Origin of the sequence: Caballeronia sp. LZ019 (assembly GCF_031450825.1) — a bacterium.
Classification (GTDB): Bacteria; Pseudomonadota; Gammaproteobacteria; order Burkholderiales; family Burkholderiaceae; genus Caballeronia.
In genome coordinates this window covers 1,740,108-1,765,465 of record NZ_JARTVZ010000005.1, presented here as the reverse complement: position 1 = coordinate 1,765,465, position 25,358 = coordinate 1,740,108, and the positions used below count along the sequence as shown (strand labels likewise).

Sequence of the window (25,358 nt, the reverse complement as noted above, 5' to 3'; positions counted from 1 at the left end):
TCGAAGTATGCGGCACTGCCAGGCGGTCGATGACCGAACGCAGGCCCGCCGCCCGATTCATTCTGAGTTTCGCGCAGATCGCCGCTGTTTCAGTGGCCTGCGCGCTGCTCGCAAAAACGATTTGAACATCCCTATATGTCTTTTGATTCACTCGGACTGTCAGAGCCCCTCCTTCGCGCCGTCAACGAACTAGGCTACACCAACCCCACTCCGATTCAGCTTCAGGCCATCCCGGCCGTGCTCAAGGGCGGCGATCTGCTTGCCGGCGCGCAGACCGGCACGGGCAAGACGGCGGGCTTCACGCTGCCGATCCTGCAACGTCTGTCGCAACTCGCGCCCGCTCAGGGCAACGCGAAGCGCCCGGTGCGCGCGCTGATCCTCACGCCGACGCGTGAACTCGCCGCGCAAGTGGAAGAAAGCGTGCGCGCCTACGGCAAGTATCTGAAGCTGCGCTCGACGGTGATGTTCGGCGGCGTCGGCATCAATCCGCAAATCGATGCGCTGCGCCGTGGCGTCGATATCGTCGTGGCGACGCCGGGCCGTCTGCTCGACCACATGCAGCAGAAGACCATCGACGTTTCGCAGCTCGAAATTCTCGTGCTCGACGAAGCCGACCGCATGCTCGACATGGGCTTCATCCACGACATCAAGCGCGTGCTCGCGCGTCTGCCGGAGAAGCGTCAGAACCTGCTGTTTTCGGCTACTTTCTCCGACGAAATCAAGGCGCTCGCCGATGGCCTGCTGGATTCCCCCGCGCTGATCGAAGTCGCGCGACGCAATACGACGGCCGAGCGCATCGAGCAGAAGATCCATCCGGTCGATCGCGACCGCAAGCGCGAAATGCTCACGCACCTGATTCGCCAACACAACTGGTTCCAGGTGCTCGTGTTCACGCGAACCAAGCACGGCGCGAACCGTCTTGCCGAGCAGTTGACGAAGGACGGCATCAGCGCCCTCGCGATCCACGGCAACAAGAGCCAGTCAGCGCGTACGCGCGCGCTCGCCGAGTTCAAGGCCGAGACGCTGCAGGTGCTCGTCGCGACGGATATCGCGGCGCGCGGCATCGACATCGATCAGTTGCCGCACGTGGTCAACTTCGATCTGCCAAACGTGCCGGAAGACTACGTGCACCGCATCGGCCGCACCGGACGCGCGGGCGCGGAAGGCGAAGCGGTGTCGCTCGTTTGCGTCGACGAACTGCAGTTGCTGAAAGATATCGAGCGTCTTATCAAGCGGCCGATCCCGCAGGAAGTGATTCCCGGCTTCGAGCCCGATCCGAACGCGAAGCCCGAGCCCATCCAGCGTCGCAGTCAGGGACGCGGCGCACCGCGCGATGGCGAGCGGCGTGAGGGCGGTCGGGGCAACGGAGCACCGCAGGGACAGGGGCGCGGCGCGAAGCCGGCGAACGGCGGCGGCTCGGGCGGTCAGGGACAGCGCGAGAACCGCGCGCCGCGCGATGCGCGCAGCGGCAACAAGCCGGCAGCAGCGGGCAAGCCGAGCAACGGCGGAAACGCGAAGCCGGCGCCGCGTCGCGCGGAGCCCGTCAACGTGAACCACGCGCCGAATCCGCGCGCGAAGGCCGGCAATCCCGGTGCGTTGCTCGGCGGCAAGCCGCGCAATGAGAACGGCGGCGGCCGGCGCGATGGCATGCGCTCGGGCGATCGCGGGCGGTAATTTCGGAAGTCGAAGCGGGCCGTCGCCACGGCGGCCCGTGTTTCAGCGTTTCAAGCGGCGGCGCTCGCTGCCCGCGTCAACCACTCGATCTGCTCGCGCCAACGGGCGCGCACGCTGCCCGCATCCTCCAACTCGAACGTGATGCCGCCCGTCAGCCGCGCATAAGCGACGCGCTGCATCTCTCCGCTTTCGATAGAACCGACGAAGCAGGCCAGCGGCACGCCGTCCAGCGCGACGCGCCGCGTATCCAGTTGCACTTGATAGAACGCTTCGTCCAAAACGAACGTTGCCGTTGCGCGTGCGCTAGAAGCAATGGCCTGCGCGGTGCGCGATGACGGCCACAGCCCGAAGCACAGCGTCCGCGCGTCAGGCGCCAGCAACTCGCCTGCGCTCAGCAATGCGGTGCGGATGCGCCCGGCGCCATCCACGGCGCACAGCGACACCGTGAAGCCGTGCGGTGCGCCCGTGAGCGTGCCATCGAAAAGCGCGCGCAATTCGGGCGGCCACTCATCGAAGGCGCTTTGTGAAGACCGGGCAGACTCCGGCGGCGCGTCACCCGACATTTCTTCGGCTCAGCGAAAGAAGAGCTGCGTGATCTTGGCGAGCGGATAATGCACGCCCGGCTGGATGCGCGCCGGCAAGTCCAGCGGCTTCAGCAGCATCTTGATGCATTGATCCGCCGAAAGATTGCGCCGCACGAGTGCATTCACGCTCGCAAACAGTTCCCGGTTATAGCTCGAGTCTTTCGCGCGCTCGGGGTATCGCACGGCGAACACATGCCGCAGCGCGATTTCCGAATCTTCACTCTTCAGTTCCATCACGCGGCGAATGAGCGCGCCGAGCACGGCCACGCGGCCATTGCCTTCGATCTTGTTCCACTTCTTGAAGAAGCGGAAAAAGTGCTTGTAGTGCCGCACTTCGTCCGTGCGAATGTGATCGGTGATTTCCTTCAGCACGGGCTCGTCTGAACATTCGTTGATTGCCCGATAAAGCGTGGCCGTGCCGGTCTCGATGACGCAGCGCGCCACCATTTCCAGCGCGCGCTTCTTCTCGAACTGTTCGTACGAGCAGGTCAGCGAATATTCGGCGAAGAAGTTCTTGAACGCCGTGTCCCAGTCGAACTCCGGCCAGACGTGATTGATATACGTCTTCAGGGCCCGGCCGTGCTGCATCTCCTCGGGTTCCCATTCCGTATTGAGCCAGGCCGACACTTCGGGGTCGTCCTTGAAATACGTGCTGAGGTTGCTCGTATAAAGATCGGTCCCGCTCTCGATGAACGAGCAGGCGCAGAGCAACAGGAGAAGATGTTCGTTCGATGCCGCTTTCTGACGATCGATCCGGCTCAGATCGATGTCTTCGATGCGCCACGGCATGACGTGGGTGCTGTTTGTGTGCATGTATCGCGCTCCCTGGCTGGACTGAACGCGCCACCGGCCGATCATGGACGGCCAAGGTTCAGGCGACGCCGCGAACGTTCGGTCCGAGCGTCCTCTAATCAAAAGTTAGCGGCTTATGCTTCTGCATCTTAGCCGTCCTGCAACGAGTTTGCAGACATGGGGACAGACTTGCGGCGCACGACACGGTTCCGCTTGCATTTGCCTTGCGTCAATTTTCTACGACTTTGCGACTGTTCTGGACACCGCGCGAAGCCGCGCAGGCAGAGCATGAACCATGCCGTTGATTCTCTGTCGCGACAAAGCGAAAAGGCGGCCGAAGCCGCCTTGTATCGCAGAAGACGTTTGCCGGGGGGTGTGCGTCAGGCCGCTCGCCTTTCGCTGCCGCGCATGCGCCACGCGACGATTGCGAGCGATATACCGGACAACGCCGCTGCCAGAAGAACGTAGTAGCTCGGCGCGAGCTTGTCACCGGTCACGTGAATGAAGCCTTCCACGATGGTCGGCGCGAAGCCGCCGAACAGCGTCACGCCAAGCGCGTAACCGATCGACAGGCCCGTGGACCGCACGCGCGTCGGGAAGATCTCGGACATCAGCGCGGGCATCGGTCCGGAATAAGCCGCCTTGAGAATGCCCGCCGCCGCCTGAAGCACGACGAGCGACATCACGGTCGGCGACGCCTGGAGCCACGCGAACATCGGATAGATGGCAAGCCCCATCACGATCGACGTGCCGAGCATGATGCGAATGCGCCCGAGCTTGTCGGACAGCGCGCCCATGACCGGCGAGAAGATGAATTGCAGCGTGCCGTTCAGAACGACGACCGCGAACGACGCCGTCGCCGGCAGATGAAGCTGTTTCACCGCATACATCGGCATGTAAAGCTGCAGCACATACACGCCGACGGTCGATTGCGCCACGATGCCCACGGCAAGCAGCAGATTGACCCATTGATTCGAGAACGAGACGCCCGGCGCCGCGACGTTCTTCGCGGGACGCGTGGCGAGAAACTCGGGCGTTTCATCGAGATGCGAGCGGATGTAATACCCGACCGGCCCGATCAGCAAGCCGAACACGAACGGAATGCGCCAGCCCCAGCTTTCGAGTTGCGGCGGCGGAAGCCACGCGGTCAGAACCGAGCCGAATGCTGCAGCCATGATCGCAGCAAGACCCTGGCTCGCGAACTGCCAGCTCGCGTAGTAGCCGCGTCGCGCCGCGCTGTGTTCGACCATGAACGCGGTGGCGCTGCCGAATTCCCCGCCGACTGCGAAGCCCTGAATGAGCCGCGCGAGCAGGATCAGCAGCGGCGCGGCAATGCCGATGTGCAGGTACGAAGGCATCACCGCCATCGTCAGCGTGCCGACCATCATCATGAGGATGGCGAGCGTCAGCGCCGCCTTGCGGCCCTTTCGATCGCCATAGATGCCGAGGACGATCGCGCCGAGCGGACGCATCAGAAACGAAATGCCGAATGTGCCGATGGCAAGCATCGTCGAAAGCCACTCGTCGTGCGACGGGAAGAACGCCTTGGCGATAGTCGAAGCGAAGTAACCGTAGACGAGGAAATCGAACCATTCGAGCGCATTGCCGATCGACGACGAAAAGACGATGCGGCGGACAGTCGCCTTCGAGAGCGTCGTGCCGGCGTGCGGCGTCTGGTGTGCGGATTGATTCAGGGTGTCGCCGTGCTGCGTCATATCGTGTCTCGGTCGCGTTTGCTTCAGGCAGGGGCGTGCGCCGCCGTTCGCCTGCATCGAAACGGGCGAAGGCGGGTCTTGATCGGAAAAGAGGCGAGCCGCGCTTCTACGCGGCCCATCAAGCGCTGCTAGAAGCCGGCGGCGAGTCCGTCGCGCCGGCTGTCGCTCGCGGCGACATAACCGCGCTCGGAATCGTTGCGATCCAGCTTCCAGATGTACTGGCCGGAGCCGAAGTCCATGTACGGATCGTCGATGGACTTGATCGTATGCCCGAAGCCTTCGAGCGCGCGCGCCGTCTCGAGATCCAGCGTCGCCTCGATGTCGATGGTGAAGTCGCGGTTCACCTTCCAGCGCGGCGCGTCACACGCCGACTGGGGCTGCTGGCCGTAATCCATCATGCGCACGATGGATTGCAGATGGCCTTGCGGCTGCATGTCGCCGCCCATCACGCCGAAGCTCATGACGGCGTCGCGGCGGCCGTCCACTTCCTGGGTGACGAACGCCGGAATGATGGTGTGGAACGGACGCTTGCCGCCCTCCACCACGTTCGCCGATTTCGGGTCCATCGAGAACCCGCAGCCGCGGTTTTGCAGCGAGATGCCGCTATCCGGCACGACGACGCCCGAGCCGAAGCCCATGTAGTTCGACTGAATGAAGCTCACCATCATGCCGCGCTCGTCCGCGACCGACATATAGATGGTGCCGCCCGCCTTCGGCATGCCGAAGTCGAACTGCGTCGCTTTCGCCGGGTCGATCAGTTTCGCGCGCTCGGCCAGATAAGCGTCGTCCAGCATCTGCTCCGGCGTCACTTCCATCGAGCGCGGATCGGCGACATAGCGATACACGTCCGCGAATGCCAGCTTCATCGCTTCGATCTGCAGGTGCTGCGATTCGATACGATCGACGGTCAGCGCGCTGACATCGAACTTGTCGAGGATGCCGAGCGCGATCAGCGCCGCGATGCCCTGCCCGTTCGGCGGGATTTCGTGCACCGTGTAGCCGCGATAGTCCTTGCTGATCGGCTCGACCCAGTCCGCGCGATAGTTGCGCAAATCGTCCAGCGTCATGGCCGCGCCGCCCTCGCGCGCGAACGCGGCGATGCGCTCGGCGATCTCGCCTTCATAGAACGCGCGCGGTCCGTGCTCGGCAAGCGCGCGCAGGGTCTTCGCGTGGCCCGGCATGCGCACGAGCTCGCTTACTTCCGGCGCGCGCCCGTGCGGCATGAAGACATCCGCGAAGCCGGGAAAATCTTTCAACTCAGGCACGGCCGCCGCCCACTTATAAGCGACGATGCTCGCCACCGCATGACCGCGCTCCGCGATCTCGATGGCCGGCTCCATCAGATCGGCGAACGGCAGCGATCCGAATTTCGCGTGCAGTGCCTCCCAGCCCGCAATGACGCCCGGCACCGTGACCGTGTCCCAGCCGCGCTTGGGCTGGCGCGCAAGACCGTTTTCCTCTCCGTACTTGCGACGAAAGTAATCGACGTTCCAGGCCGCCGGCGATACCCCGGAGGCATTCAACCCGTGCAGCTTTGCGCCGTCCCAGACGAGGGCGAAGGCGTCGCCGCCGAGGCCGCATGACACCGGCTCGACAACGGTGATGGCCGCTGCTGCCGCTATGGCCGCATCGACGGCATTTCCGCCTTTCCACAACATGCGCAGGCCGGCTTGCGCCGCGAGCGGATGCGACGTCGACACGATATTGCGGGCGAACACCGGCAGGCGCGGCGTGGGATACGGGTTTTGCCAGTTGAAGCGAGTCATGAATGAAGTCCGAATTACGAGCCGTTCGGCCGGCGATCGAGCCGAGCGGAGATTGCAATTAGTTGATCACGCAAAAGAAGCATATTGCATTGCTCGCGTAACGTTGAACAAATTCATTTATTGTATAAATTAATGAAAGAGCGGCATGAATCGCATCCCGCCAGCTTTGGTGTGCGGTGCGGCATGAACCTAAAGTCGATTCTTCGAATCGCCGTCTGCGGTGAACCGCTTCTGCACGCAGCAAAAGTCAAAGCCAAAATTTTCGTCAGTACGTTTGGCACTCCTCAGACGCTTGCCTACAATCCCAATTCCCGGCACCCGCAGCGAGAAGAACAGCGAGTCCGCCCGGCAAATGCAGTTTCCCGTACCACGATTCAAAGCAAAAGATCCGGCCTTCAGGCCGGTGGCCAAGCTGTCGGTCGTCATGGAGAACACGATGCTGAGTCCGCACGAATTTGCCACGCTGCTATTGGTTCAGGAAGCGCCTAATCAGGTCGATATGGAACGCGAGGAACTGGACGCATTGCTGGAACGTCAGCTCGTCCAACTGGAAAATCTCGCGTCCGGACGGCAACAATGGCGCCTCACCGCAACCGGCGATTCAACCATCAAGGCATTCAAGCGGTTCTCGTAGCCTTCACAAACCCATGCCGGACGCGGCGACTGCGCCGCGTCCTAGCCGGCCCGCAACGTCGGGTCCACGGCCGCACGCCAACTCAGCGCCCGCGCGCGCTCACCGAGAATGAACGTCGCCCACGCGCTCCGCGCTTCCGCTCCCGGATTCGCAATGAACGCGCGATGCCGCTCCGCGATGCCCCTCTGAAAAGCGCAGAACTGTTCTCGCGATAAACCGCCCCGCCGCTCGGCGACATAAGCGTCGTAGAAGGCCGAAAAAACCGACTGAGCGTCGGCGCCGTAATCCGTCGGCGTCGAGTCGCATTGAGCCTGCAGTGCGCTGAACGACGGCGCGCCGTACGAGCCTTCGAGACTCGGCGTCGATACGCATCCGCCCAGCGCAGCCGCGCCGACTACGATCAGTGCGCCGACCACCACCCGCTTACGCATGGCATTTACTCCTGGCTTGGTTCGAGCGCCCAGTATCGAACGATCTTCCCGTTCCTGCCACCCAGCCAGACGGCATAGGCAAATTCACGTGCCGGCGAAACCGTGCATTCGGCTTATGCCGTCCGGCCTGATTGTCCGCGCCCCGCGTGTCCGATAGATTGCGCATGCGGACGTCGCACGGCCAATGCCCCGGCGGCCGGCATCCGCTCAACCTCGGAGATGACCATGCAGGATCAAATCGTCCTCGCGCTCGACCAGGGTACGACCAGTTCGCGCGCCATGCTGTTCGACAGGAACGGCAACGTCGTGTCCGTCGCGCAGAAGGAATTCCAGCAGATTTATCCGAAGCCGGGCTGGGTCGAGCACGATCCGCAGGAAATCTGGTCGACGCAGGCGGGCGTCGCGGCGGAAGCGGTCACGCGGGCGGGGCTGAACGCGTCGTCGATTGCGGCGGTCGGCATCACGAATCAGCGCGAGACGACCATCGTGTGGGATCGCGAAACCGGCAGGCCGGTTTATAACGCGATCGTCTGGCAGGATCGCCGCACGGCGGCCATGTGCGACGAACTGAAGGCGCGCGGACTGGAACCGCTGGTGCGCGCGAAGACCGGCTTGCCCATCGACGCGTATTTTTCGGCGACCAAGATTCGCTGGATTCTGGACAACGTCGAAGGCGCGCGCGACAAAGCGAAGCAAGGACGGCTCGCCTTCGGCACGGTCGATAGCTGGCTCGTGTGGAACTTCACGCGGCGCGGCATGCATATCACCGACATCACCAATGCATCGCGCACATTGCTCTTCGATATCCACGCAAGACGCTGGGACGACGAGTTGCTCGACGCGTTCGAAATTCCCCGCAGCATGTTGCCGGAGGTACGGGCGTCGTCGGAGGTTTATGGCACGACGCATGGCAGCGTGCTGGCCGCCGAAGTGCCGATTGCGTCCATCGCCGGGGACCAGCACGCTGCGCTGTTCGGGCAGATGTGCACCGAAAGCGGCATGGTGAAAAACACGTATGGCACCGGCTGTTTTCTCGTCATGAATACCGGCGAGAAACCGATCGAATCGCGCAACAACCTCGTCACGACGATCGCATGGCAGATCGGCGATCGCGTCGACTACGCGCTCGAAGGCAGCATTTTCATCGCGGGCGCGGTCGTGCAATGGCTGCGCGACGGCCTCGGACTCATCCGCCGTGCGAGCGAAGTCGAAGCGCTCGCGCGCGAAGTGCCGCATTGCGACGGCGTGTATCTCGTGCCCGCGTTCGCCGGTCTCGGTGCGCCGCACTGGAACGCCCGCGCACGAGGAACGCTGTTCGGAGTCACACGCGGGACGACGTCGGGGCACATCGCGCGGGCGGCGCTCGAGTCGATCGCGTATCAATCGCTCGACGTGCTTCGGGCAATGGAAGCGGATTCGGGCATGCCGGTCGCCCAGTTGCGCGTCAACGGCGGCGCGTGCGCCAACGACCTGCTGATGCAGTTCCAGGCCGACGTGCTCGGCGTCGCTGTCGCGCGTCCGCGCGTCGCGGAAACGACGGCGCTCGGCGCTGCCTATCTCGCGGGACTGGCGGTCGGCTACTGGCAGGATGTCGGGGAGTTGAAGGCCCAGTGGCAACTGGATCGGCGCTTTTCGCCATCGATGCCCGCATCGGACGTCGATGCGTGTCTCGCGGGCTGGCGGCGCGCCGTGAACGCGGCAAAAGCATGGGCGGACGCATGACCGCCGGTGCGCGCCGGTCATGCTCGGTCAATGCCCTCATTCGCGACCAGGGCTATAATATCGGGCTAAATTACAAGCAAAAGCGGTGCAGTTTCTGCAAAAAACCGCCCCTCCTCTTCAATTCTCTTTTTGACGCCCCCAGGTTAACCACTGCGACCGGCGACCATTCATGACCAAGAAAGTTTATGTAAAGACCTTCGGCTGCCAGATGAACGAGTACGACTCCGACAAGATGGTCGACGTACTCGGCGCGGCGGAAGGGCTCGTCAAGACGGATACCCCCGAAGACGCCGACGTCATCCTGTTCAATACCTGCTCCGTGCGTGAAAAGGCGCAGGAGAAAGTGTTCTCCGACCTCGGCCGCGTGCGCGAGCTGAAGGAAGCGAATCCGAATCTGCTGATCGGCGTCGGCGGCTGCGTCGCGAGTCAGGAAGGCGCGTCGATCGTCTCGCGCGCGCCCTATGTCGACCTCGTATTCGGCCCGCAGACGCTGCATCGCCTGCCGGACATGATCGACAAGCGCCGCGCCACCGGGCGTGCCCAGGTCGACATCACGTTTCCGGAGATCGAGAAGTTCGATCATCTGCCGCCGGCGCGCGTCGAAGGACCGAGCGCGTTCGTGTCGATCATGGAAGGCTGCAGCAAGTACTGCAGCTATTGCGTCGTGCCGTACACGCGTGGCGAGGAAGTGTCCCGCCCGCTCGACGACGTGCTGACCGAAGTTGCCGGCCTCGCCGACCAGGGCGTGCGCGAAGTGACGCTGCTCGGCCAGAACGTCAATGCTTACCGGGGTGCGCTGACCGCCGGCTCGCACGAGATCGCAGATTTTGCGACGCTCATCGAGTACGTGGCGGACGTGCCGGGCATCGAGCGCATTCGCTATACGACGTCGCACCCGAAAGAATTCACGCAGCGTCTCATCGACACGTACGCGAAGGTGCCGAAGCTCGTTTCGCATCTGCATCTGCCGGTGCAACACGGCTCCGACCGCATCCTGATGGCGATGAAGCGCGGCTATACCGTGCTGGAATACAAGTCGGTCATCCGCCGTCTGCGCGCAATTCGCCCGGATTTGTCTTTGTCGACCGATTTCATCGTCGGTTTTCCCGGCGAAACCGAGGACGATTTCGCAAAGATGATGGCGCTCGTCGACGAGATGAGCTACGACACGAGCTTTTCTTTCATCTATAGCCCGCGTCCAGGCACGCCGGCTGCGAACCTGCACGACGACACGCCTCGCGAAGTCAAGCTCAGGCGTCTGCAGCACTTGCAGGCAACGATCGAGGAGAACGTCGTGAAGATCAGCAACTCGATGGTCGGCTCGGTGCAGCGCATTCTCGTCGAAGGGCCGTCGCGCAAGGACCCGAACGAGCTCGCGGGCCGCACGGCGAACAATCGCGTCGTGAATTTCCCGGCGCCGGTTGCGTCGCATGCCCGGCTCATCGGCCAGATGATCGATGTCGAAATCAATCACGCGTATCCGCATTCGCTGCGCGGCGCGCTGGTTCTCGCACCGGAAACGGCCGCGCCGGAACTGGCTAATTAATCGTACGTGACCGGAAAGGACACCCACCTCGCCTTGAAGAACGCTTCCCAGCAGCATCTCGAATTCACTGCTCCGCGCGATGACAATGCGCGGCTTGCCAATCTCTGCGGTCCGCTCGATGAAAATCTGCGGCAGATCGAGCAGGCGCTCGACGTGACCTTGTCGCGGCGCGGCCACAAGATTTCGATTCGTGGCCGTGGCGCGAAGGTCGCGCTCGCCGCGCTCGAGAACTTCTACAACCGCGCGCGCGATCCGATTTCCGTTCAACGATATCCAGCTTGCGCTGGTCGAAGCCCGGCACGCGACGCGCCTCGCGAAGGAATCGGAGGAAAACGGCGAAGACGACGCCCAGATCGACCCGCGTTTTCGCGGCGATCCGGATCATCCGTTCGACGAGCCGAGCGCCACGATGGACCTCGGCGCCGACGAAGATCACGGCCCCAAGCTCTATACGCGCCGCGCCGACCTGCGCGGCAGAACGCCGGCGCAGCGTGAATATCTCCGTCAGATCGTGGCGCATGACGTCACGTTCGGCATCGGGCCGGCGGGCACCGGCAAGACGTATCTGGCCGTTGCCTGCGCCGTCGATGCGCTCGAACGCGATCAGGTCAAGCGCATCGTGCTGACGCGTCCGGCGGTGGAAGCGGGCGAGCGGCTCGGCTTTCTGCCGGGCGATCTCGCGCAAAAGGTCGATCCGTACCTTCGTCCGCTCTACGACGCGCTCTACGATCTGCTTGGCTTCGACAAGACCGCGAAGATGTTCGAACGCCAGATGATCGAGATCGCGCCGCTCGCCTACATGCGCGGCCGCACGCTGAATCACGCGTTCATCATTCTCGACGAGGCGCAGAACACGACGCCCGAGCAGATGAAGATGTTCCTCACGCGCATCGGCTTCGGCTCGAAGGCGGTCGTCACCGGCGACACCACGCAGGTGGACCTGCCGCGCGGGCACAAGAGCGGGCTGATCGAAGCGCAGCACGTGCTGTCGGAAGTGCGCGGCATTGCGATGACGCGTTTCTCGTCGGCGGACGTGGTGCGGCATCCGCTCGTGGCGCGCATCGTCGAGGCCTACGACGCGCAATCGCAGAAGGACGCCGCCATCGCCGATGCGGCTCGCGCCGCGCAGCAGCAGTCGCAGAAGCCGGAATGATGCCCCGTCTCACGCTGACCTTGCAGTTTCCTGCCGCAAAAGCGTATCCGTCGCACAAGGCGATTCTGCCGCGCGCGACGGTCGCGCGCTGGATCAGGGCGTCGCTGTTCGCGGACGCCGAATTGACCGTCCGCTTCGTCGACGAGGACGAAGGACGCATGCTCAACCGGACGTATCGTCAGAAGGATTACGCGACGAACGTGCTCACGTTCGCGTATGCGGAGTCGGAGGACGATCCCGTCGCGGGCGACCTCATTCTCTGTTGCCCGGTCGTCGAGCGTGAAGCCACCGACCAGGGCAAGCCGCTCGCCGCGCACTATGCGCATCTGATCGTGCATGGCACGCTGCACGCCCAAGGCTACGACCACGAAGTCGAAAGCGAGGCGCAGGAAATGGAATCGATCGAGACGGATATCATGCAGTCTCTCGGCTTTTCCGATCCCTACGTCCCGCTGGCCTGAGTCCTTGTCCAGCCTCCCGCCCGCCGCACCGTGAACGACAAAACGCCCGAGCCCACGCCCGATACCGACCTTGTCCCGCACGATCCGGCGCCTGGGTGCCCGGATTATCCGCCTGCGCTCGAAGAGACGGCGCTTCTCACCGACGACGAACTGGCGGCTTCGCGCGAGGCCGCGCTCGCTCATTGGGATCGCCGGTCGGACCTATGGCTTTTCGGCTATGGATCGCTCATCTGGAATCCCGGATTGCCGACGCTCGAAGCGGTGCGCGGCAAGGTGCACGGCTATCATCGCGGGCTTTACATGTGGTCGCGGGTGAATCGCGGAACGCCGGAGCAGCCGGGGCTCGTGCTCGCGCTGGATCGCGGCGGCTCCTGCACCGGCATGGCGTTTCGCCTGGCCGGGGCGGACGCGCCCGAGCATCTCGACGTGCTCTGGCGTCGCGAAATGTCGATGGCGTCATACCGGCCGGCGTGGCTGCCGTGCACGCTGATCGACGGACGGCGCGTCGACGCGCTCGCCTTCGTGATGCGCCGGGAGGCGGCGTCCTATACGGGCAAGCTCGGCGATCCGATGATCCGCACGGTGTTCGGCTGCGCGAGCGGCCGCTACGGAACGACGCTCGATTACGTCAGCCGAACGGTCGAGGCGCTGCGGGAAAGCGGCATGCCGGACCGGGCGCTGGAGGCGCTGCTCAGGCGGTGCCAGGCCGGCAAAAACGGAGAATAGGCGCACCGGGGCTTGTCCGGATGGCCAATGCTTCGCCGCCGACATCGTTTGTGCACGGTTATCGGCTAGGATGTTCGAAGCGCCCTTTACGCGCGCCGCACCACCCAGCCCGCATTTTGCCTTGGTGTATGCTTAACTTTCCGTTAATTCGCGCCCGGGACGTCTCGGGCGCTCCGCTATGAACGAACCCTATCCCAGTCAACGACACGCCGACAAACCGCACGAAAAGCGCTCGCTCCTCGAACGCCTGACCGATTTCATCTCCCACGAGCCCGAGTCGCGCGACGAATTGCTCGAAGTGCTTCAGGACGCTCACGAGCGCAACCTGCTCGACGCCGATTCGCTCTCGATGATCGAAGGCGTCTTTCAGGTGTCCGATCTCTGCGCGCGCGACATCATGATTCCGCGCGCCCAGATGGACGCCATCAACATCGCGGAAACGCCCGCCGAATTCATCCCGTTCGTGCTGGAAAAAGCGCACTCGCGCTATCCGGTGTACGAGGGCAATCGTGACAACATCATCGGCGTGCTGCTCGCGAAAGACCTGCTCCGCTACTACGCCGAAGAAGAATTCGACGTGCGCGGCATGCTGCGCCCGGCCGTGTTCATCCCCGAGTCGAAGCGTCTGAACGTGCTGCTGCACGACTTTCGCGTGAATCGCAATCACATCGCGATCGTCGTCGATGAATACGGCGGCGTCGCGGGCCTCATCACCATCGAGGACGTGCTGGAGCAGATCGTCGGCGACATCGAGGACGAGTACGACTTCGACGAGGAAGCCGGCAACATCATGCCGTCGCCGGACGGCAAGTTCCGCGTGCGCGCGCTGACGGGCATCGAACAGTTCAACGAGGAGTTCGGCACCGACTTCTCGGACGAGGAAGTCGATACCATCGGCGGGCTCGTCACGCATCGCTTCGGGCGCGTGCCGCATCGCGGCGAGAAGGTTCGCATCGACGATTTCGCGTTCGAGATCCTGCGCGGCGATGCCCGGCAAATTCACGTGCTCCTGGTTCGGCGCGTGCCGAATCTCACGCAACAGCCTCACACCGGCGACGACGAGGGCGAACTGCGCGACTGATCGTGCAGCATCGGGCGTCCGCCGCCACGCACGGTGCGGACGCAACGCTCCATCCGCCAAGCCTTTCCCCGCATTCAATGGCCGACTCACCGTTTCGCTTGTTCCCGTGGCGACGCAACGCAGAAAGCGCGTCGACCGCACCCCGCGCGCTTCCTTTCTGGCATTACCTCGTCGCAGCCGTGCTCGGCGCGGCGAACACCCTGTCCTTCGCGCCGACGCCGCACGGCGGATGGATCGAGCTCGTCATCTTCGCGCTCTTCTTCGCATGGCTCTCGCGCACGAGCGGCTGGAAAAGCGCGGCCCTGACCGGCTGGGCGTTCGGCTTCGGCAACTTCGTGACGGGCGTGTGGTGGCTCTACGTGAGCATGCACTTTTACGGCGGCATGGCCGCGCCGCTCGCCGCCGCCGCCGTCGCCCTGTTCTCGCTTTATCTCGCGATCTATCCGGCGGCATCGAGCGTGGTCTGGTCCTTCGTCGCTGGACGCGCCCGCTTCGGCGATGAAGACGCCGGCACCGCCCGCGATATCGACGCCGCACCGCGCTACGCGCCGACCTGGCACGGCGCGTTCGCATTCGCGAGCGCCTGGGCGCTCGGCGAATGGCTGCGCGGACTCGTCTTCACCGGTTTTCCGTGGCTTGCGAGCGGCTACGCGCAGGTCGACGGGCCGCTGGCCGGATATGGACCGATCGCCGGCGTCTACGGGGTCGGCTGGGTGCTGGCGCTGGTCGCCGCGCTGATCGTCCAGGCGGCGTTCCATCTTCGGCGAACGGGTCGCGGCGCGCACGCGCTCGTGCCCGCCGCGACTGCGCTCGCGCTGATCGCCGCGGGCCTGCTGCTGTCGCTCGTCAGATGGACGACGCCCGCCAACGCACCGCTCGACGTGCGCCTTCTGCAAGGCAACGTCAAGCAGGAGATGAAGTTCGAGCAGGCGGGCGTGAACGAATCGCTCGCGCTGTATCAACGGCTCATCACCGCGAAGCCGGCCGATCTGATCGTGACGCCCGAAACCGCGCTGCCGGTGCTGGCCGTGCAAGTGCCGCAGGATTTCGCGACCGCGATCCGCAGTTTCGCCGACCGCACGAATTCGTCGATTCTTTTCGGCGCGATCGGCGTCACCGTCCTTCCCGACGGACGCGTGACCGATTTCACCAACAGTCTCTTCGGCATTACGCCGGGCGTGAACGATGTTTATCGCTACGACAAGCATCATCTCGTTCCCTTCGGCGAATTCGTGCCGCTCGGCTTTCACTGGTTCGTGAACCTGATGGGCATTCCGCTCGGCGATCTCGCGCGCGGGCCGATCGCACAGAAGGCGTTTTTCGTGCATAACCAGCCGATCGCCGTCAACGTCTGCTACGAGGACATTTTCGGCGAGGAGATCGCGCATACGATCCGCGAGCAGGAAGCGCCTGCGGGCGTACTCGTCAATTCGACGAATCTCGCGTGGTTCGGCAATACCATCGCGCTCGATCAGCACTTGCAGATTGCGCGCATGAGGTCGATCGAAACCGGCCGGCCGATGCTGCGTGCGACCAATACGGGCATGACGGCGGTGATCGCGGCGAACGGCGAAGTCGTCTCCAGGCTGCCAACGTTCACGACCGGTGTGCTCGAAGCGCGCGTGCAGGGCACCTCGGGGCGCACGCCTTATGTGACGAGCGGCAATATCACGGTCATTGCGGCGTCGCTGCTGTTGCTGGCGTTGGGCTTTGCGTTCGCGCCGGCAAGAAGGCGGGCGAACGGCAAATAACCGAAGCCTCTTCATGCGGGATCAGCGCCGCTTGCGCTGTCGATTCAACAAACGACGGAAGCCGAGATAAGGCTTCCGTTGTTTTTTGTGCGTCAAGCACTGCGTTTGCAACGCCGACAATGTTTTACCTTCGAGGCGGGGAAACAACCCTAGAATGCGTCGTCGTCGGAAGGTGGCCACTGCATTATCGAAATGTTCTGCACGACGAAATCAACGCGTTCACCAAGTTCGCGTCGAGTGCCACGGTTCTATCACCCGCCAATACACTCTTCCGTGAAGAAAATAACGAACTCCTTTCTCGCCGCCTGCGCGAGCGCAGTGCTGTGCGCCGGTGCTCACGCTGAAACGCTGACGCCCGAACAGGTTGCCGATGTTTATTTGCAGATGATCGTCAAGCAGGACGACGAAAGTTTCAGCCGATATGCGGACTACATGACCGAAGGCCGGCAAGCGACCGATCAACAGAATGCCGATCTGGCTGCTGCACGAGAAGCACCGCGAAAAATGCTCGATTCCATGATCGACGCGGCCAGGCGCAGCAACAAGCCACGCGAAGTAACCGACGCCTATATCGAAGTATTGAGAAAGATGTCGGATGCGATTCATCGGTCGGAGTGTCAGGTAACGGGGCGCGATCCGAATACCACGGAGGAGTCCGCTCAGACCATGATCTCGATGCACTACGCCTGCAAGGTGGTCGACATCGGATCGATCATGAAAAGCGTACCGGGACCCAAAAAGACCCGAAATGCCGCAAAGAGCAATCAGGCGGTCGTCGAATATTCGCAGACTCTCGCTAGTCGGATCGGGGGCGCGGCAGTTGACAAGGAAATCGAAGGCGACCTGTTGATGATGCATAGCGCTGAGATCGATCGGTGGATCGGCGCCCCCGACGCGGTGTTCGATAACATCCGCACAGCCATGCTCGCCGAGTAGTAGTTTGCTGGCTCGGCGCAACCGCAACGCCGATCGCCGAAGAGCGGTCGGCGAGCGCGGGGCCAAGCCGCATCGCCCTCAAGGAAACATCACCCGCCCCTGGTTCAACTGAATTCAAAGGCTCAGCACGCCGGCCAAATGTCACGACCGGCGTGCTCGAACCGCGTGCACGCCACGCCCGGAGCGCACGGCTGATGGCGCCGACCGTGCTTCTCACCGTCATAGCAGTGTCGCTGTTGTTCGCGTTGGAACGTGCGCTGCGCCAAGAGAGGGCGCTGCTTTTGGTGCGCTTCGTGGCACGCTTTCGAACATGTTTGAGACTGGTCCGATCATGCCGCCGACGCGCGGCCAGTAGCATTCCGAGCCGTTCACCGTGGCGCAACTGCACGCGATTGAGTATTAATCGCGTGATCGGGTTGCGGCACTTTCCGTCGTCTCTGGCTTCCTTCGGCTTCGCGTCGCGCGACACGCTGCGCGCGCGTCGTCCCGATGTTTTCTTATGTCGTTGCACAACCGTCATTCTTTTCCAAGTCTCCTCGAAGCCTTCTTCATCGTTGTTGTGATGTTTTTCGTCGAGATGGTCACGACCTCCGTGCTGAAGGCAATGCTCGCTTCCTCGGGATTGCAGCTCTACCATTTCGCGAGCATCGGGCGAGTGCTTTCGTGCGGCATCGTCTTCACCGTGCTGCTGAATCGCCTGGGCGTCGGCTATCGCGGCCTGATTCATGAGAGCAGCGCGTCGCTTTGCGCGACGCTCGGCCTTTACGGCGTGCCGATCCTCCTCATCACGCCGGCGCTGCTCCTCGCCAATTGCGCGTTGATGTGGCTGGTCGACAGCGCGTTTCCTTCGCCCTCAGCCGAGTGGACGGTGTACAACTCACCGCTCGTCGGCCGCTTCGGTGTCGTGGCGCTCGTGTGCATCATCGCGCCCGTCGTCGAAGAAATGCTGTTTCGCGGCGTCATGCTTCGCAGTTTTTTGCAGCAATACCCGCGTGGCGTCGCCATCGTGCATTCAGCGGGAGTGTTCGGCATGGCGCATATGAACGTCTATCAATTCATGCTCGCGTTCCTGCTTGGGCTTCTGCTCGGCAAGCTCTATGAACGAACGCGCTCGCTCTTGCCGTGCATCCTCCTGCACGCATGCCTGAATACGAGCGTGACGATCATGGGCTTCATGCATGCCGGCGATGCATCGCCCGCCTCGCTTCGAACACTGTTGTCGCAGTGGTCACCCGACGCGGCGGTTCTGGCGCTTGTGCTTGCGGTGCCTGGCTTATGGATGCTGTACCGTTTGCTAGCGGTGAACAGAAACACACGCACCCAGCCAGATTGAAACGCCGTGCGCCTCGCGTGCGCGAGCAGATTCGCGGCGGCGGGCCACCGCCTCCCTTCTCCCAAAAAGCCGCAGCCGCCCCCGCCTTCAGCTAAAATTCAAGGTTTTAGCACTTCGGCCGAGCCCTAGAGTCGCGTCGTCACGACGATGGCCGCGCCTGGTAAAAGGCAATCATGCTCACCTTTCAGCAAATCATCCTGACGCTGCAGTCCTACTGGAACGACAAGGGCTGCGCGCTTCTTCAGCCCATCGACATGGAAGTCGGCGCGGGCACTTCTCACGTTCATACGTTCCTGCGCGCAATCGGCCCGGAGCCCTGGCGAGCCGCCTATGTGCAGCCGTCGCGTCGCCCGAAGGACGGTCGCTACGGCGAGAATCCGAACCGCCTGCAGCATTACTATCAATACCAGGTGGTGCTGAAGCCCGCGCCCGAGAACATCCTCGATCTGTATCTCGGCTCGCTCGAAGCGCTCGGCTTCGATCTGAAGCAGAACGACGTGCGCTTCGTCGAAGATGACTGGGAGAACCCGACGCTCGGCGCGTGGGGCCTCGGCTGGGAAGTGTGGCTGAACGGCATGGAAGTCACGCAGTTCACGTACTTCCAGCAAGTGGGCGGTATCGACTGCAAGCCGGTGCTCGGCGAAATCACGTATGGCCTCGAGCGCCTCGCGATGTATCTGCAAAAGGTCGAGAACGTCTACGACCTGATCTGGACCGAGTGGGAAGAAGACAGCCCCAATGGAAAGGTGCTTCGTCAGCTCTCTTATGGCGACGTGTATCACCAGAACGAAGTCGAGCAGTCCACGTACAACTTCGAGCACGCGAACGTCGACTTGCTGTTCCATCTCTTCAAGAGCTACGAAGAAGAAGCGAAGAAGATGATCGACGCGAAGCTCGCGCTGCCCGCCTACGAACTCGTGCTCAAGGCCGGCCACACATTCAACCTGCTGGATGCGCGCGGCGCGATTTCCGTGACGGAGCGTGCCGCGTACATCGGCCGCATTCGTGCGCTGTCGCGTCTCGTCGCGCAGGCGTATTACGATTCGCGCGAAACACTCGGCTTCCCGATGCTCGGCAACCCGGTCAAGCGCGATCACGATCTCATCACCGATCAAGAGGAAGCGCAGCGGCCCGCATGGGCGCCGCCGCTGAAGGTGGAAAGCTCGCCCACCGGCGCCAACGAACAGGCTTGACGAGGCAAGACAGAACAATGACGCAATCCAATCACGCTTCCCTGCTCGTCGAGCTGCTGACCGAAGAACTCCCGCCGAAGGCGCTCGCGCGTCTCGGCACCGCTTTCGCTGAAGGCATCGTCGAGCGGCTCGCCGCGCGCGATCTGATCGAAGGCGCGCCTTCGTTCGAAAAGTACGCGACGCCCCGCCGCCTCGCCGTGCTCGTCAAGAACGTGCGCGATGTCGCGCCGGAAAGGCAGGTGCGCGAAAAGGTGCTGCCCGTTTCCGTCGCGCTCGACAAGGAAGGCAATCCCACGCCGCCGCTCGCGAAGAAGCTCGCGGCGCTCGGCTTCCCCGAGTTCCCGCTCGCTGAACTCGAACGCGCGCAGGACGGCAAGGCCGAATCGTTCTTTCTGCGTTATGCAGCGCCCGGCGCGACGCTCGCCGACGGCCTGCAAGCCGCGCTCGACGAAACCCTCGGCAAGCTGCCTATCCCGAAGGTGATGACGTATCAGCGTCCGGACGGCACCAATGTGCAGTTCGTGCGTCCGGTGCAACGCCTCGTCGCCCTGCACGGGCGCAATGTCGTGCCGGTGAGCGCGCTCGGCGTCGATGCGGGCGATACGACCATCGGCCATCGCTTCATGTCGCAAGGCTTCGTGCTGATCGCGAATGCCGACGACTACGCGGAAACGCTGCGCACGAAAGCACACGTCGTCGCGAATTTCGATGACCGCCGCGAATCCATCCGCACGCAGCTGCAGGCGTTCGCGGGCGAGGATCGCGTCGTGATGCCGGAAGCGCTGCTCGACGAAGTCAACGCGCTCGTCGAATGGCCGGTCGTGTATCAGTGCCGCTTCGACGAGGAATTCCTGCAAGTGCCGCAGGAGTGTCTGATCCTCACGATGCAGACGAACCAGAAGTACTTCGCGCTCACCGATCAGAACGGCAGGCTGCGCTCGCGCTTTCTGATCGTGTCCAATATCGATACGAAGACGCCCGATGAGATCGTCGAAGGCAACGAACGCGTGGTGCGCCCGCGCCTCGCCGACGCCAAGTTCTTCTTCACGCAAGACAAGAAGAAGCGCCTGGAAGAGCGCGTGCCGTTGCTCGCCAACGTCGTGTATCACAACAAGCTCGGCTCGACGCTGCAGCGCGTCGAGCGTCTCGAAGCGCTCGCGGGCGAAATTGCGCCGATGATCGGCGTCGATGCGGCGCTCACCCGCCGCGCGGCGCGTCTCGCAAAGGCGGACCTGCTGACGGACATGGTCGGCGAATTCCCCGAACTGCAAGGCACGATGGGCACGTACTACGCGCGCCACGACGGCGAGCCGGAAGAAGTCGCGCTCGCGTGCTCGGAGCACTATCAGCCGCGCTTCTCGGGCGATGACACGCCGTCGACCGGCGTCGGCTGCGCGGTGGCGCTCGCGGACAAGCTGGAGACCATCGTCGGCATCTGGGGCATCGGCCTCGCGCCGACCGGCGAAAAGGACCCGTTCGCGTTGCGCCGTCATGCGCTCGGCGTGCTGCGCATCCTGCTCGAAAAGAAGCTGCCGGTCGATCTGCGCGATCTCGTCGCGGCGGCTCAGCGTCAGTTCGCTGGCATGCCGCAGGTCACGAATTCGACCGAAGCCGTCTACGCGTTCTTCCTCGACCGTCTGCGCGGCCTGCTGCGTGAGCGCGGATTCGAAGCGAACGACATCGAAGCCGTGCTGAGTCTCAACCCGACGCGCCTCGACGACATCGTCGCGCGCCTCGACGCGGTGCGTGGATTCGCGTCGCTGCCGGAAGCGGCATCGCTTGCGGCGGCCAACAAGCGCATCTCGAACATCCTGAAGAAGTCGGAACAAGGCGCGCCGGCATCGGTGAATCCGGAACTGCTCGTGGAAGCCGCCGAGAAGAATCTGTACGCGCAGATTCAGAGCGTGACGCCGCGCGTGCAGAGCCAGCTTGCCGCGCGCAACTACACGGAAGCGCTGACGGCGCTCGCCGCATTGCGCGAGAGCGTCGATACCTTCTTCAACGACGTCATGGTGAACGCCGAGGACGTCGCGTTGCGCAACAACCGTCTCGCGCTGCTGAACGCGCTGCATCAGCAGATGAACTGCGTGGCCGACATCTCCAAGCTCGCGGCCTGAGCCATGAACAGACGACTCGTCATCCTCGATCGCGACGGCGTCATCAACGTCGATTCCGACGCGTTCATCAAGTCGCCCGACGAATGGGTCGCCATTCCCGGCAGTCTCGAAGCCATCGCGCGGCTCAACCAAGCGGGTTATCGCGTGGCGATCGCGTCGAACCAGTCGGGCATCGGGCGCGGCCTGTTCGACATGGCTGCGCTCAACGCGATGCATCAGAAGATGAATCGCGCGGCGGCGGCAGTCGGCGGGCGCATCGACGCGATCTTCTACTGCCCTCATACGGCCGAAGATCAATGCGATTGCCGGAAGCCGAAGCCGGGCATGTTGCAGCAGATCATCGACCGCTTCGAGATCGACCCGGAAGATACGCCCGTCGTCGGCGATTCCCTGCGCGACCTGCAAGCGGGCGCCGCGCTCGGCTTCCCGGTGCATCTCGTGCTGACCGGCAAGGGCGAGAAAACGCTCGCGGAAGGCAAGCTGCCCGCAGGCACCCTGGTTCATACGGATCTGCGCGCCTTCGCGCTCGACTTCCTCGCGCGGCATCAGGACTGATCGCCGGCCCCGTCACGTATCGCTGAGACTTCATGCGCTTCATCCGTTCGTTGCTGTTGATGCTGTACTTCGTCGTGTACACGGTGCCGTATGCGATCGCCTGCTTCATCGCGTTCCCGTTCATGCGCGCGGACAAGCGCTACTGGATGGCGGCCGGCTGGTGCAAGTCGACGATCGTCGTGCTGCGTCATCTCGTCGGCATCCGCTATACGCTCGAGGGCATGGAGAATCTGCCCGACGGTCCCGCCGTGCTGCTCTCGAAGCATCAATCCGCGTGGGAGACGCTGGCGTTTCCGGCGCTGATGCCGCGCCCGCTCTGCTATGTCTTCAAGCGCGAACTGCTGTATGTGCCATTCTTCGGCTGGGCGCTCGGCCTCCTGAAGATGGTGCATATCGACCGCGCGCAGGGACGCGACGCGTTTGCATCGGTCACGCGCCAGGGCCGCGCGCGGATGGACGAAGGCGCGTGGGTCATCATGTTCCCCGAAGGCACGCGCACGCGCGTCGGCTCGCAGGGAAAGTACAAGACGGGCGGCGCGCGCTTCGCCGTGGCGACGGGCGCGCCGGTCGTGCCGATCGCGCACAACGCCGGACACGTGTGGCCGCGCAATTCGTTCATCAAGTATCCGGGTATAGTCACGGTGTCGATCGGCGAGCCCATCGACACCGCCGGTCTCTCGCCCGAAGAAGTGAATGCGCGCGTCGAGAGCTGGATCGAAGCGGAGATGCGCCGTATCGATCCGCTCGCCTACGCCACGTCGAACGCGCAGCCGCAACGTGCGGACGCCGCGGGCGCGGGCCGCTGACGCGGCCTCGCCTCGGAAGCATCGAGCCGGTCGAGCCGCGTGCCCTATTCGTTCTTCTCGTCATTTCTGCGCCGCGAGCGCAAAGCCGAGCCGATGCAGAAGCCTCCCTCGCGACAGCGCCCCGCCGTCGCGCTCGATACCCTGCAACTCGATCTGCCGTTCGAGCATGCGCCCGCGACCGCGCCTGCTCCCGCGTCGTCGCCGTCTTCATTGCGTGGCGATGTTGCGTCCACCGACCCATCGAAACCAGCACCGCTTCCCGAGGGCGTGCGCCAGCGCCGCATGCTGTTCGGTGCGCGCGCCCTCGACTATCGGCTGAAGCGCTCGGCGCGACGCACCATCGGCTTCTGCATCGATGCGACCGGACTGACGATCACCGCGCCGCGCTGGGTGACGATCGCGGACATCGAGCGCGCCATCGGCGACAAGCAAGGCTGGATCTTTCGCAAGCTGGCCGAATGGCAGACGCGCGTCGAACAGCGTGCGTTGCCGCGCATCGAATGGCAGGACGGCGCGGAGTTTCCGTTCCTCGGCAGGACGATTCGCGTGTCGCTGAGTCCGTCCGCAAGCACGCTTTCCTTCGATGCCGAAACCGGCGTGCTGGCGCTTGCCCTGCCCGCACTCGCCGATGCGCAGCAGATCAAGGATCGCGTGCAAGGCTGGCTGCAAAGCGAATCGAAGCGCATCTTCGGCGAGCGGCTCGCGGTGTATGCAGAAAAGCTCGGCGTGGAGTTCCGCGCGTATGCGCTGTCATCGGCGGCGACGCGCTGGGGCAGTTGCTCGAGCGACGGCAAGATTCGTCTCAACTGGCGGCTGATTCACTTTCCGCTGTCGATCATCGATTACGTCGTCGCTCACGAACTCGCCCATCTGCGCGAGATGAATCACAGCCCGCGCTTCTGGCAAACGGTCGAATCCATTTTCCCGGAGTTTCGCGAGGCGCGGCATACGCTCAAGCATCATCCGCCGGATCTGCTGCCCGCCTTGTAAGCGGATAAGCGCGGTCAGCGCGGGTTTGCATCGAACGGTACAATTTTGCACGAACCCGCAATTCCGGCGAGTGCGACGAGTCCAGAGATCGCGCCGCCGCCACCACAACAGGAACCCCATCATGCGACTCCTCCACACGATGCTGCGCGTCGGCGACCTGCAGCGTTCCATCGATTTCTACACCCGCATTCTCGGCATGAAGGTGCTGCGCCAGAGCGAGAACGCCGAGTACAAGTACACGTTGGCGTTCGTCGGTTACGGCGATGAAAGCGAAAACAGCGTGCTCGAACTCACCTATAACTGGGGCGTCGAGAAGTACGAGATGGGAACGGCTTACGGTCACATTGCGCTGGAAGTGGACAACGCAGCCGATGCGTGCGAGCGCATCCGCAATGCGGGCGGCCGGGTCACGCGCGAAGCCGGCCCGGTCAAGGGCGGCACCACCGTGATCGCGTTCGTGGAAGATCCGGACGGCTACAAGGTCGAGCTGATCGAAAAGCATTCTTGATCGATTGCTGATCGGCTGATGATGCGCGGGCGATTTCAATCGCCGCGCGCATTTTTTTCGCTTGTCGGACTATGCGCGCGCGTCAGCCTTCGATGCGCCCGCGCGTCACCCCGAGCAGGTCTGACATCGCGCGACGCGCGGCTTCGGCGTCGCGCGCGGCGATGGCGGCGAAAACCGCCGTGTGCTCGGATAGCGAAGCGTTGAACACATCGGCGCGCCTGGCGTTCAGACGCAACTGCCCTTCCAGCGTCCGCTCGATCAGCGCGCCCAGCGGCACAAGCAATTCGTTGCTGCATGCGGCCAGCACGCTCAGGTGGAACTCGAGGTCGGCACGCACCCATTCATCGACGTTCTGCGCATCCACCATCGCGCGATGCGCCTTGTCGAGCATGTCGAGCGCGTGTGCGTCGTGATTGCGCGCCGCGAGCGCCGCGGCATACGGCTCGATCATCTCGCGCATCTCCTGGAGCTTGAGCGCGAACTGCATCGGCGGAGCGACGCGCGAGTACCAATGGAGCATGTCGGCATCGAGCAGATTCCATGCTTCTTTCGGCCTCACACGCGTGCCGATTTTCGGGCGCGAATGAATCAGCCCTTTCGATGTCAGCGTGCGCAGCGCCTCGCGCAATACGGTCCGGCTCACGCCGAACCGTTCCATCAGTTCCAGTTCGCGCGGGAGAGACGAACCGGGTAAGAAATCGCCGCGCAGTATGGCCATGCCCAGTCCGTGCGCCACGCGGCCATGAAGATCGCGGTGAATGGTGAACTCCTTCGTCGTGCTATCGATACCCGCGCGATTATCCGACATTTCGTCGGTTGAAAGAAGGCGGCTTCGAGTCAACAAAAATACTATTAATCAGTTCACATCGTCGGCTTTGCGCTAC

Annotated in this window: 22 protein-coding genes and 1 pseudogene; 17 read left to right on the top strand and 6 right to left on the bottom strand. The window is 63.3% G+C overall.

The window, feature by feature from the left end; translation table 11 throughout:
- Positions 1 to 135 precede the first annotated feature (135 nt).
- Positions 136 to 1,674, top strand: a complete 1,539-nt coding sequence (locus P9255_RS21690; RefSeq protein WP_309763279.1) for a DEAD/DEAH box helicase — start codon at positions 136 to 138, stop codon at positions 1,672 to 1,674.
- A gap of 50 nt (positions 1,675 to 1,724) precedes the next feature.
- On the opposite strand, the gene P9255_RS21685 is transcribed toward P9255_RS21690, so the two are convergent.
- The 4 genes from P9255_RS21685 to P9255_RS21670 all read right to left on the bottom strand — a co-directional run bounded on the left by P9255_RS21685 (position 1,725) and on the right by P9255_RS21670 (position 6,531).
- Positions 1,725 to 2,237 (bottom strand): hypothetical protein, encoded by a 513-nt coding sequence (locus tag P9255_RS21685; protein ID WP_309763280.1) that lies wholly within the window; start codon positions 2,235 to 2,237, stop codon positions 1,725 to 1,727.
- Between the two features lie 9 nt (positions 2,238 to 2,246).
- Positions 2,247 to 3,071, bottom strand: a complete 825-nt coding sequence (locus P9255_RS21680; RefSeq protein ID WP_309763281.1) for a ferritin-like domain-containing protein — start codon at positions 3,069 to 3,071, stop codon at positions 2,247 to 2,249.
- Positions 3,072 to 3,430: 359 nt separating this feature from the next.
- A complete protein-coding gene (locus P9255_RS21675) occupies positions 3,431 to 4,765 on the bottom strand; it encodes an MFS transporter (RefSeq protein WP_309763282.1) in 1,335 nt (444 codons plus the stop codon).
- Positions 4,766 to 4,893: 128 nt separating this feature from the next.
- Positions 4,894 to 6,531: a gamma-glutamyltransferase family protein gene (locus tag P9255_RS21670; RefSeq protein WP_309763283.1), complete on the bottom strand. Its 1,638-nt coding sequence runs from the start codon at positions 6,529 to 6,531 to the stop codon at positions 4,894 to 4,896.
- A gap of 436 nt (positions 6,532 to 6,967) precedes the next feature.
- Here P9255_RS21670 and P9255_RS21665 point away from each other — a divergent pair, with 436 nt between their 5' ends.
- Positions 6,968 to 7,165 carry a hypothetical protein gene (locus P9255_RS21665; RefSeq protein WP_040053236.1) on the top strand — a complete coding sequence of 66 codons (198 nt, stop codon included), beginning with the start codon at positions 6,968 to 6,970 and terminating at the stop codon, positions 7,163 to 7,165.
- Positions 7,166 to 7,206: 41 nt separating this feature from the next.
- On the opposite strand, the gene P9255_RS21660 is transcribed toward P9255_RS21665, so the two are convergent.
- Entirely contained in the window at positions 7,207 to 7,596 is a 390-nt protein-coding gene (locus P9255_RS21660; protein WP_309763284.1) for a hypothetical protein, read from the bottom strand.
- 225 nt (positions 7,597 to 7,821) lie between these two features.
- Here P9255_RS21660 and glpK point away from each other — a divergent pair, with 225 nt between their 5' ends.
- The 15 genes and pseudogenes from glpK to gloA all read left to right on the top strand — a co-directional run bounded on the left by glpK (position 7,822) and on the right by gloA (position 24,474).
- Entirely contained in the window at positions 7,822 to 9,318 is a 1,497-nt protein-coding gene (glpK, locus tag P9255_RS21655; protein ID WP_309790422.1) for a glycerol kinase GlpK, read from the top strand.
- A gap of 169 nt (positions 9,319 to 9,487) precedes the next feature.
- Positions 9,488 to 10,864 (top strand): tRNA (N6-isopentenyl adenosine(37)-C2)-methylthiotransferase MiaB, encoded by a 1,377-nt coding sequence (gene miaB / locus P9255_RS21650; protein ID WP_309763286.1) that lies wholly within the window; start codon positions 9,488 to 9,490, stop codon positions 10,862 to 10,864.
- 33 nt (positions 10,865 to 10,897) lie between these two features.
- Positions 10,898 to 12,017: pseudogene (locus P9255_RS21645) on the top strand (PhoH family protein).
- Positions 12,014 to 12,478 carry an rRNA maturation RNase YbeY gene (ybeY, locus tag P9255_RS21640; RefSeq protein WP_309763288.1) on the top strand — a complete coding sequence of 155 codons (465 nt, stop codon included), beginning with the start codon at positions 12,014 to 12,016 and terminating at the stop codon, positions 12,476 to 12,478. Before P9255_RS21645 ends, ybeY begins: the two are co-directional and overlap by 4 nt.
- 30 nt (positions 12,479 to 12,508) lie before the next feature.
- The gene (locus P9255_RS21635; protein WP_309763289.1) at positions 12,509 to 13,204 is read left to right on the top strand and encodes a gamma-glutamylcyclotransferase; all 696 of its coding nucleotides are present in this window, start codon (positions 12,509 to 12,511) and stop codon (positions 13,202 to 13,204) included.
- A gap of 178 nt (positions 13,205 to 13,382) precedes the next feature.
- Positions 13,383 to 14,285, top strand: a complete 903-nt coding sequence (locus tag P9255_RS21630; RefSeq protein WP_309790421.1) for a transporter associated domain-containing protein — start codon at positions 13,383 to 13,385, stop codon at positions 14,283 to 14,285.
- Positions 14,286 to 14,362: 77 nt separating this feature from the next.
- Positions 14,363 to 16,036: an apolipoprotein N-acyltransferase gene (gene lnt, locus P9255_RS21625; RefSeq protein WP_309763291.1), complete on the top strand. Its 1,674-nt coding sequence runs from the start codon at positions 14,363 to 14,365 to the stop codon at positions 16,034 to 16,036.
- Between the two features lie 273 nt (positions 16,037 to 16,309).
- Positions 16,310 to 16,972 (top strand): hypothetical protein, encoded by a 663-nt coding sequence (locus tag P9255_RS21620; protein ID WP_309790420.1) that lies wholly within the window; start codon positions 16,310 to 16,312, stop codon positions 16,970 to 16,972.
- A 562-nt stretch (positions 16,973 to 17,534) separates the two neighbouring features.
- Positions 17,535 to 18,305, top strand: coding sequence for a CPBP family intramembrane glutamic endopeptidase (locus tag P9255_RS21615; RefSeq protein WP_309763294.1), 771 nt, complete (start codon positions 17,535 to 17,537; stop codon positions 18,303 to 18,305).
- Between the two features lie 173 nt (positions 18,306 to 18,478).
- Positions 18,479 to 19,498 carry a glycine--tRNA ligase subunit alpha gene (gene glyQ, locus P9255_RS21610; protein ID WP_309763295.1) on the top strand — a complete coding sequence of 340 codons (1,020 nt, stop codon included), beginning with the start codon at positions 18,479 to 18,481 and terminating at the stop codon, positions 19,496 to 19,498.
- 17 nt (positions 19,499 to 19,515) lie between these two features.
- Complete coding sequence (glyS, locus tag P9255_RS21605) at positions 19,516 to 21,615, top strand: glycine--tRNA ligase subunit beta (RefSeq protein ID WP_309763296.1); 2,100 nt, start codon at positions 19,516 to 19,518, stop codon at positions 21,613 to 21,615.
- A 3-nt stretch (positions 21,616 to 21,618) separates the two neighbouring features.
- Positions 21,619 to 22,170 (top strand): D-glycero-beta-D-manno-heptose 1,7-bisphosphate 7-phosphatase, encoded by a 552-nt coding sequence (gene gmhB, locus P9255_RS21600; RefSeq protein ID WP_035961503.1) that lies wholly within the window; start codon positions 21,619 to 21,621, stop codon positions 22,168 to 22,170.
- A 32-nt stretch (positions 22,171 to 22,202) separates the two neighbouring features.
- Positions 22,203 to 22,976 (top strand): lysophospholipid acyltransferase family protein, encoded by a 774-nt coding sequence (locus P9255_RS21595; protein ID WP_309763297.1) that lies wholly within the window; start codon positions 22,203 to 22,205, stop codon positions 22,974 to 22,976.
- Between the two features lie 93 nt (positions 22,977 to 23,069).
- Positions 23,070 to 23,966: a SprT family zinc-dependent metalloprotease gene (locus P9255_RS21590; protein ID WP_309790419.1), complete on the top strand. Its 897-nt coding sequence runs from the start codon at positions 23,070 to 23,072 to the stop codon at positions 23,964 to 23,966.
- A 121-nt stretch (positions 23,967 to 24,087) separates the two neighbouring features.
- On the top strand, positions 24,088 to 24,474 hold the full coding sequence (gene gloA / locus P9255_RS21585; RefSeq protein WP_309763299.1) for a lactoylglutathione lyase: 387 nt from the start codon (positions 24,088 to 24,090) through the stop codon (positions 24,472 to 24,474).
- Between the two features lie 82 nt (positions 24,475 to 24,556).
- On the opposite strand, the gene P9255_RS21580 is transcribed toward gloA, so the two are convergent.
- A complete protein-coding gene (locus P9255_RS21580; RefSeq protein WP_309763300.1) occupies positions 24,557 to 25,282 on the bottom strand; it encodes a FadR/GntR family transcriptional regulator in 726 nt (241 codons plus the stop codon).
- Between the last annotated feature and the right edge of the window lie 76 nt (positions 25,283 to 25,358).

Excerpts from the sequence above, each read along its gene's own strand:
- P9255_RS21690 (WP_309763279.1), top strand. The coding sequence starts at position 136 with ATGTCTTTTGATTCACTCGGACTGTCAGAGCCCCTCCTTCGCGCCGTC.
- P9255_RS21685 (WP_309763280.1), bottom strand. The coding sequence starts at position 2,237 with ATGTCGGGTGACGCGCCGCCGGAGTCTGCCCGGTCTTCACAAAGCGCC.
- P9255_RS21680 (WP_309763281.1), bottom strand. The coding sequence starts at position 3,071 with ATGCACACAAACAGCACCCACGTCATGCCGTGGCGCATCGAAGACATC.
- P9255_RS21675 (WP_309763282.1), bottom strand. The coding sequence starts at position 4,765 with ATGACGCAGCACGGCGACACCCTGAATCAATCCGCACACCAGACGCCG.
- P9255_RS21670 (WP_309763283.1), bottom strand. The coding sequence starts at position 6,531 with ATGACTCGCTTCAACTGGCAAAACCCGTATCCCACGCCGCGCCTGCCG.
- P9255_RS21665 (WP_040053236.1), top strand. The coding sequence starts at position 6,968 with ATGCTGAGTCCGCACGAATTTGCCACGCTGCTATTGGTTCAGGAAGCG.
- P9255_RS21660 (WP_309763284.1), bottom strand. The coding sequence starts at position 7,596 with ATGCGTAAGCGGGTGGTGGTCGGCGCACTGATCGTAGTCGGCGCGGCT.
- glpK (WP_309790422.1), top strand. The coding sequence starts at position 7,822 with ATGCAGGATCAAATCGTCCTCGCGCTCGACCAGGGTACGACCAGTTCG.
- miaB (WP_309763286.1), top strand. The coding sequence starts at position 9,488 with ATGACCAAGAAAGTTTATGTAAAGACCTTCGGCTGCCAGATGAACGAG.
- ybeY (WP_309763288.1), top strand. The coding sequence starts at position 12,014 with ATGATGCCCCGTCTCACGCTGACCTTGCAGTTTCCTGCCGCAAAAGCG.
- P9255_RS21630 (WP_309790421.1), top strand. The coding sequence starts at position 13,383 with ATGAACGAACCCTATCCCAGTCAACGACACGCCGACAAACCGCACGAA.
- lnt (WP_309763291.1), top strand. The coding sequence starts at position 14,363 with ATGGCCGACTCACCGTTTCGCTTGTTCCCGTGGCGACGCAACGCAGAA.
- P9255_RS21615 (WP_309763294.1), top strand. The coding sequence starts at position 17,535 with ATGTTTTTCGTCGAGATGGTCACGACCTCCGTGCTGAAGGCAATGCTC.
- glyQ (WP_309763295.1), top strand. The coding sequence starts at position 18,479 with ATGCTCACCTTTCAGCAAATCATCCTGACGCTGCAGTCCTACTGGAAC.
- glyS (WP_309763296.1), top strand. The coding sequence starts at position 19,516 with ATGACGCAATCCAATCACGCTTCCCTGCTCGTCGAGCTGCTGACCGAA.
- gmhB (WP_035961503.1), top strand. The coding sequence starts at position 21,619 with ATGAACAGACGACTCGTCATCCTCGATCGCGACGGCGTCATCAACGTC.
- P9255_RS21595 (WP_309763297.1), top strand. The coding sequence starts at position 22,203 with ATGCGCTTCATCCGTTCGTTGCTGTTGATGCTGTACTTCGTCGTGTAC.
- P9255_RS21590 (WP_309790419.1), top strand. The coding sequence starts at position 23,070 with ATGCAGAAGCCTCCCTCGCGACAGCGCCCCGCCGTCGCGCTCGATACC.
- gloA (WP_309763299.1), top strand. The coding sequence starts at position 24,088 with ATGCGACTCCTCCACACGATGCTGCGCGTCGGCGACCTGCAGCGTTCC.
- P9255_RS21580 (WP_309763300.1), bottom strand. The coding sequence starts at position 25,282 with ATGTCGGATAATCGCGCGGGTATCGATAGCACGACGAAGGAGTTCACC.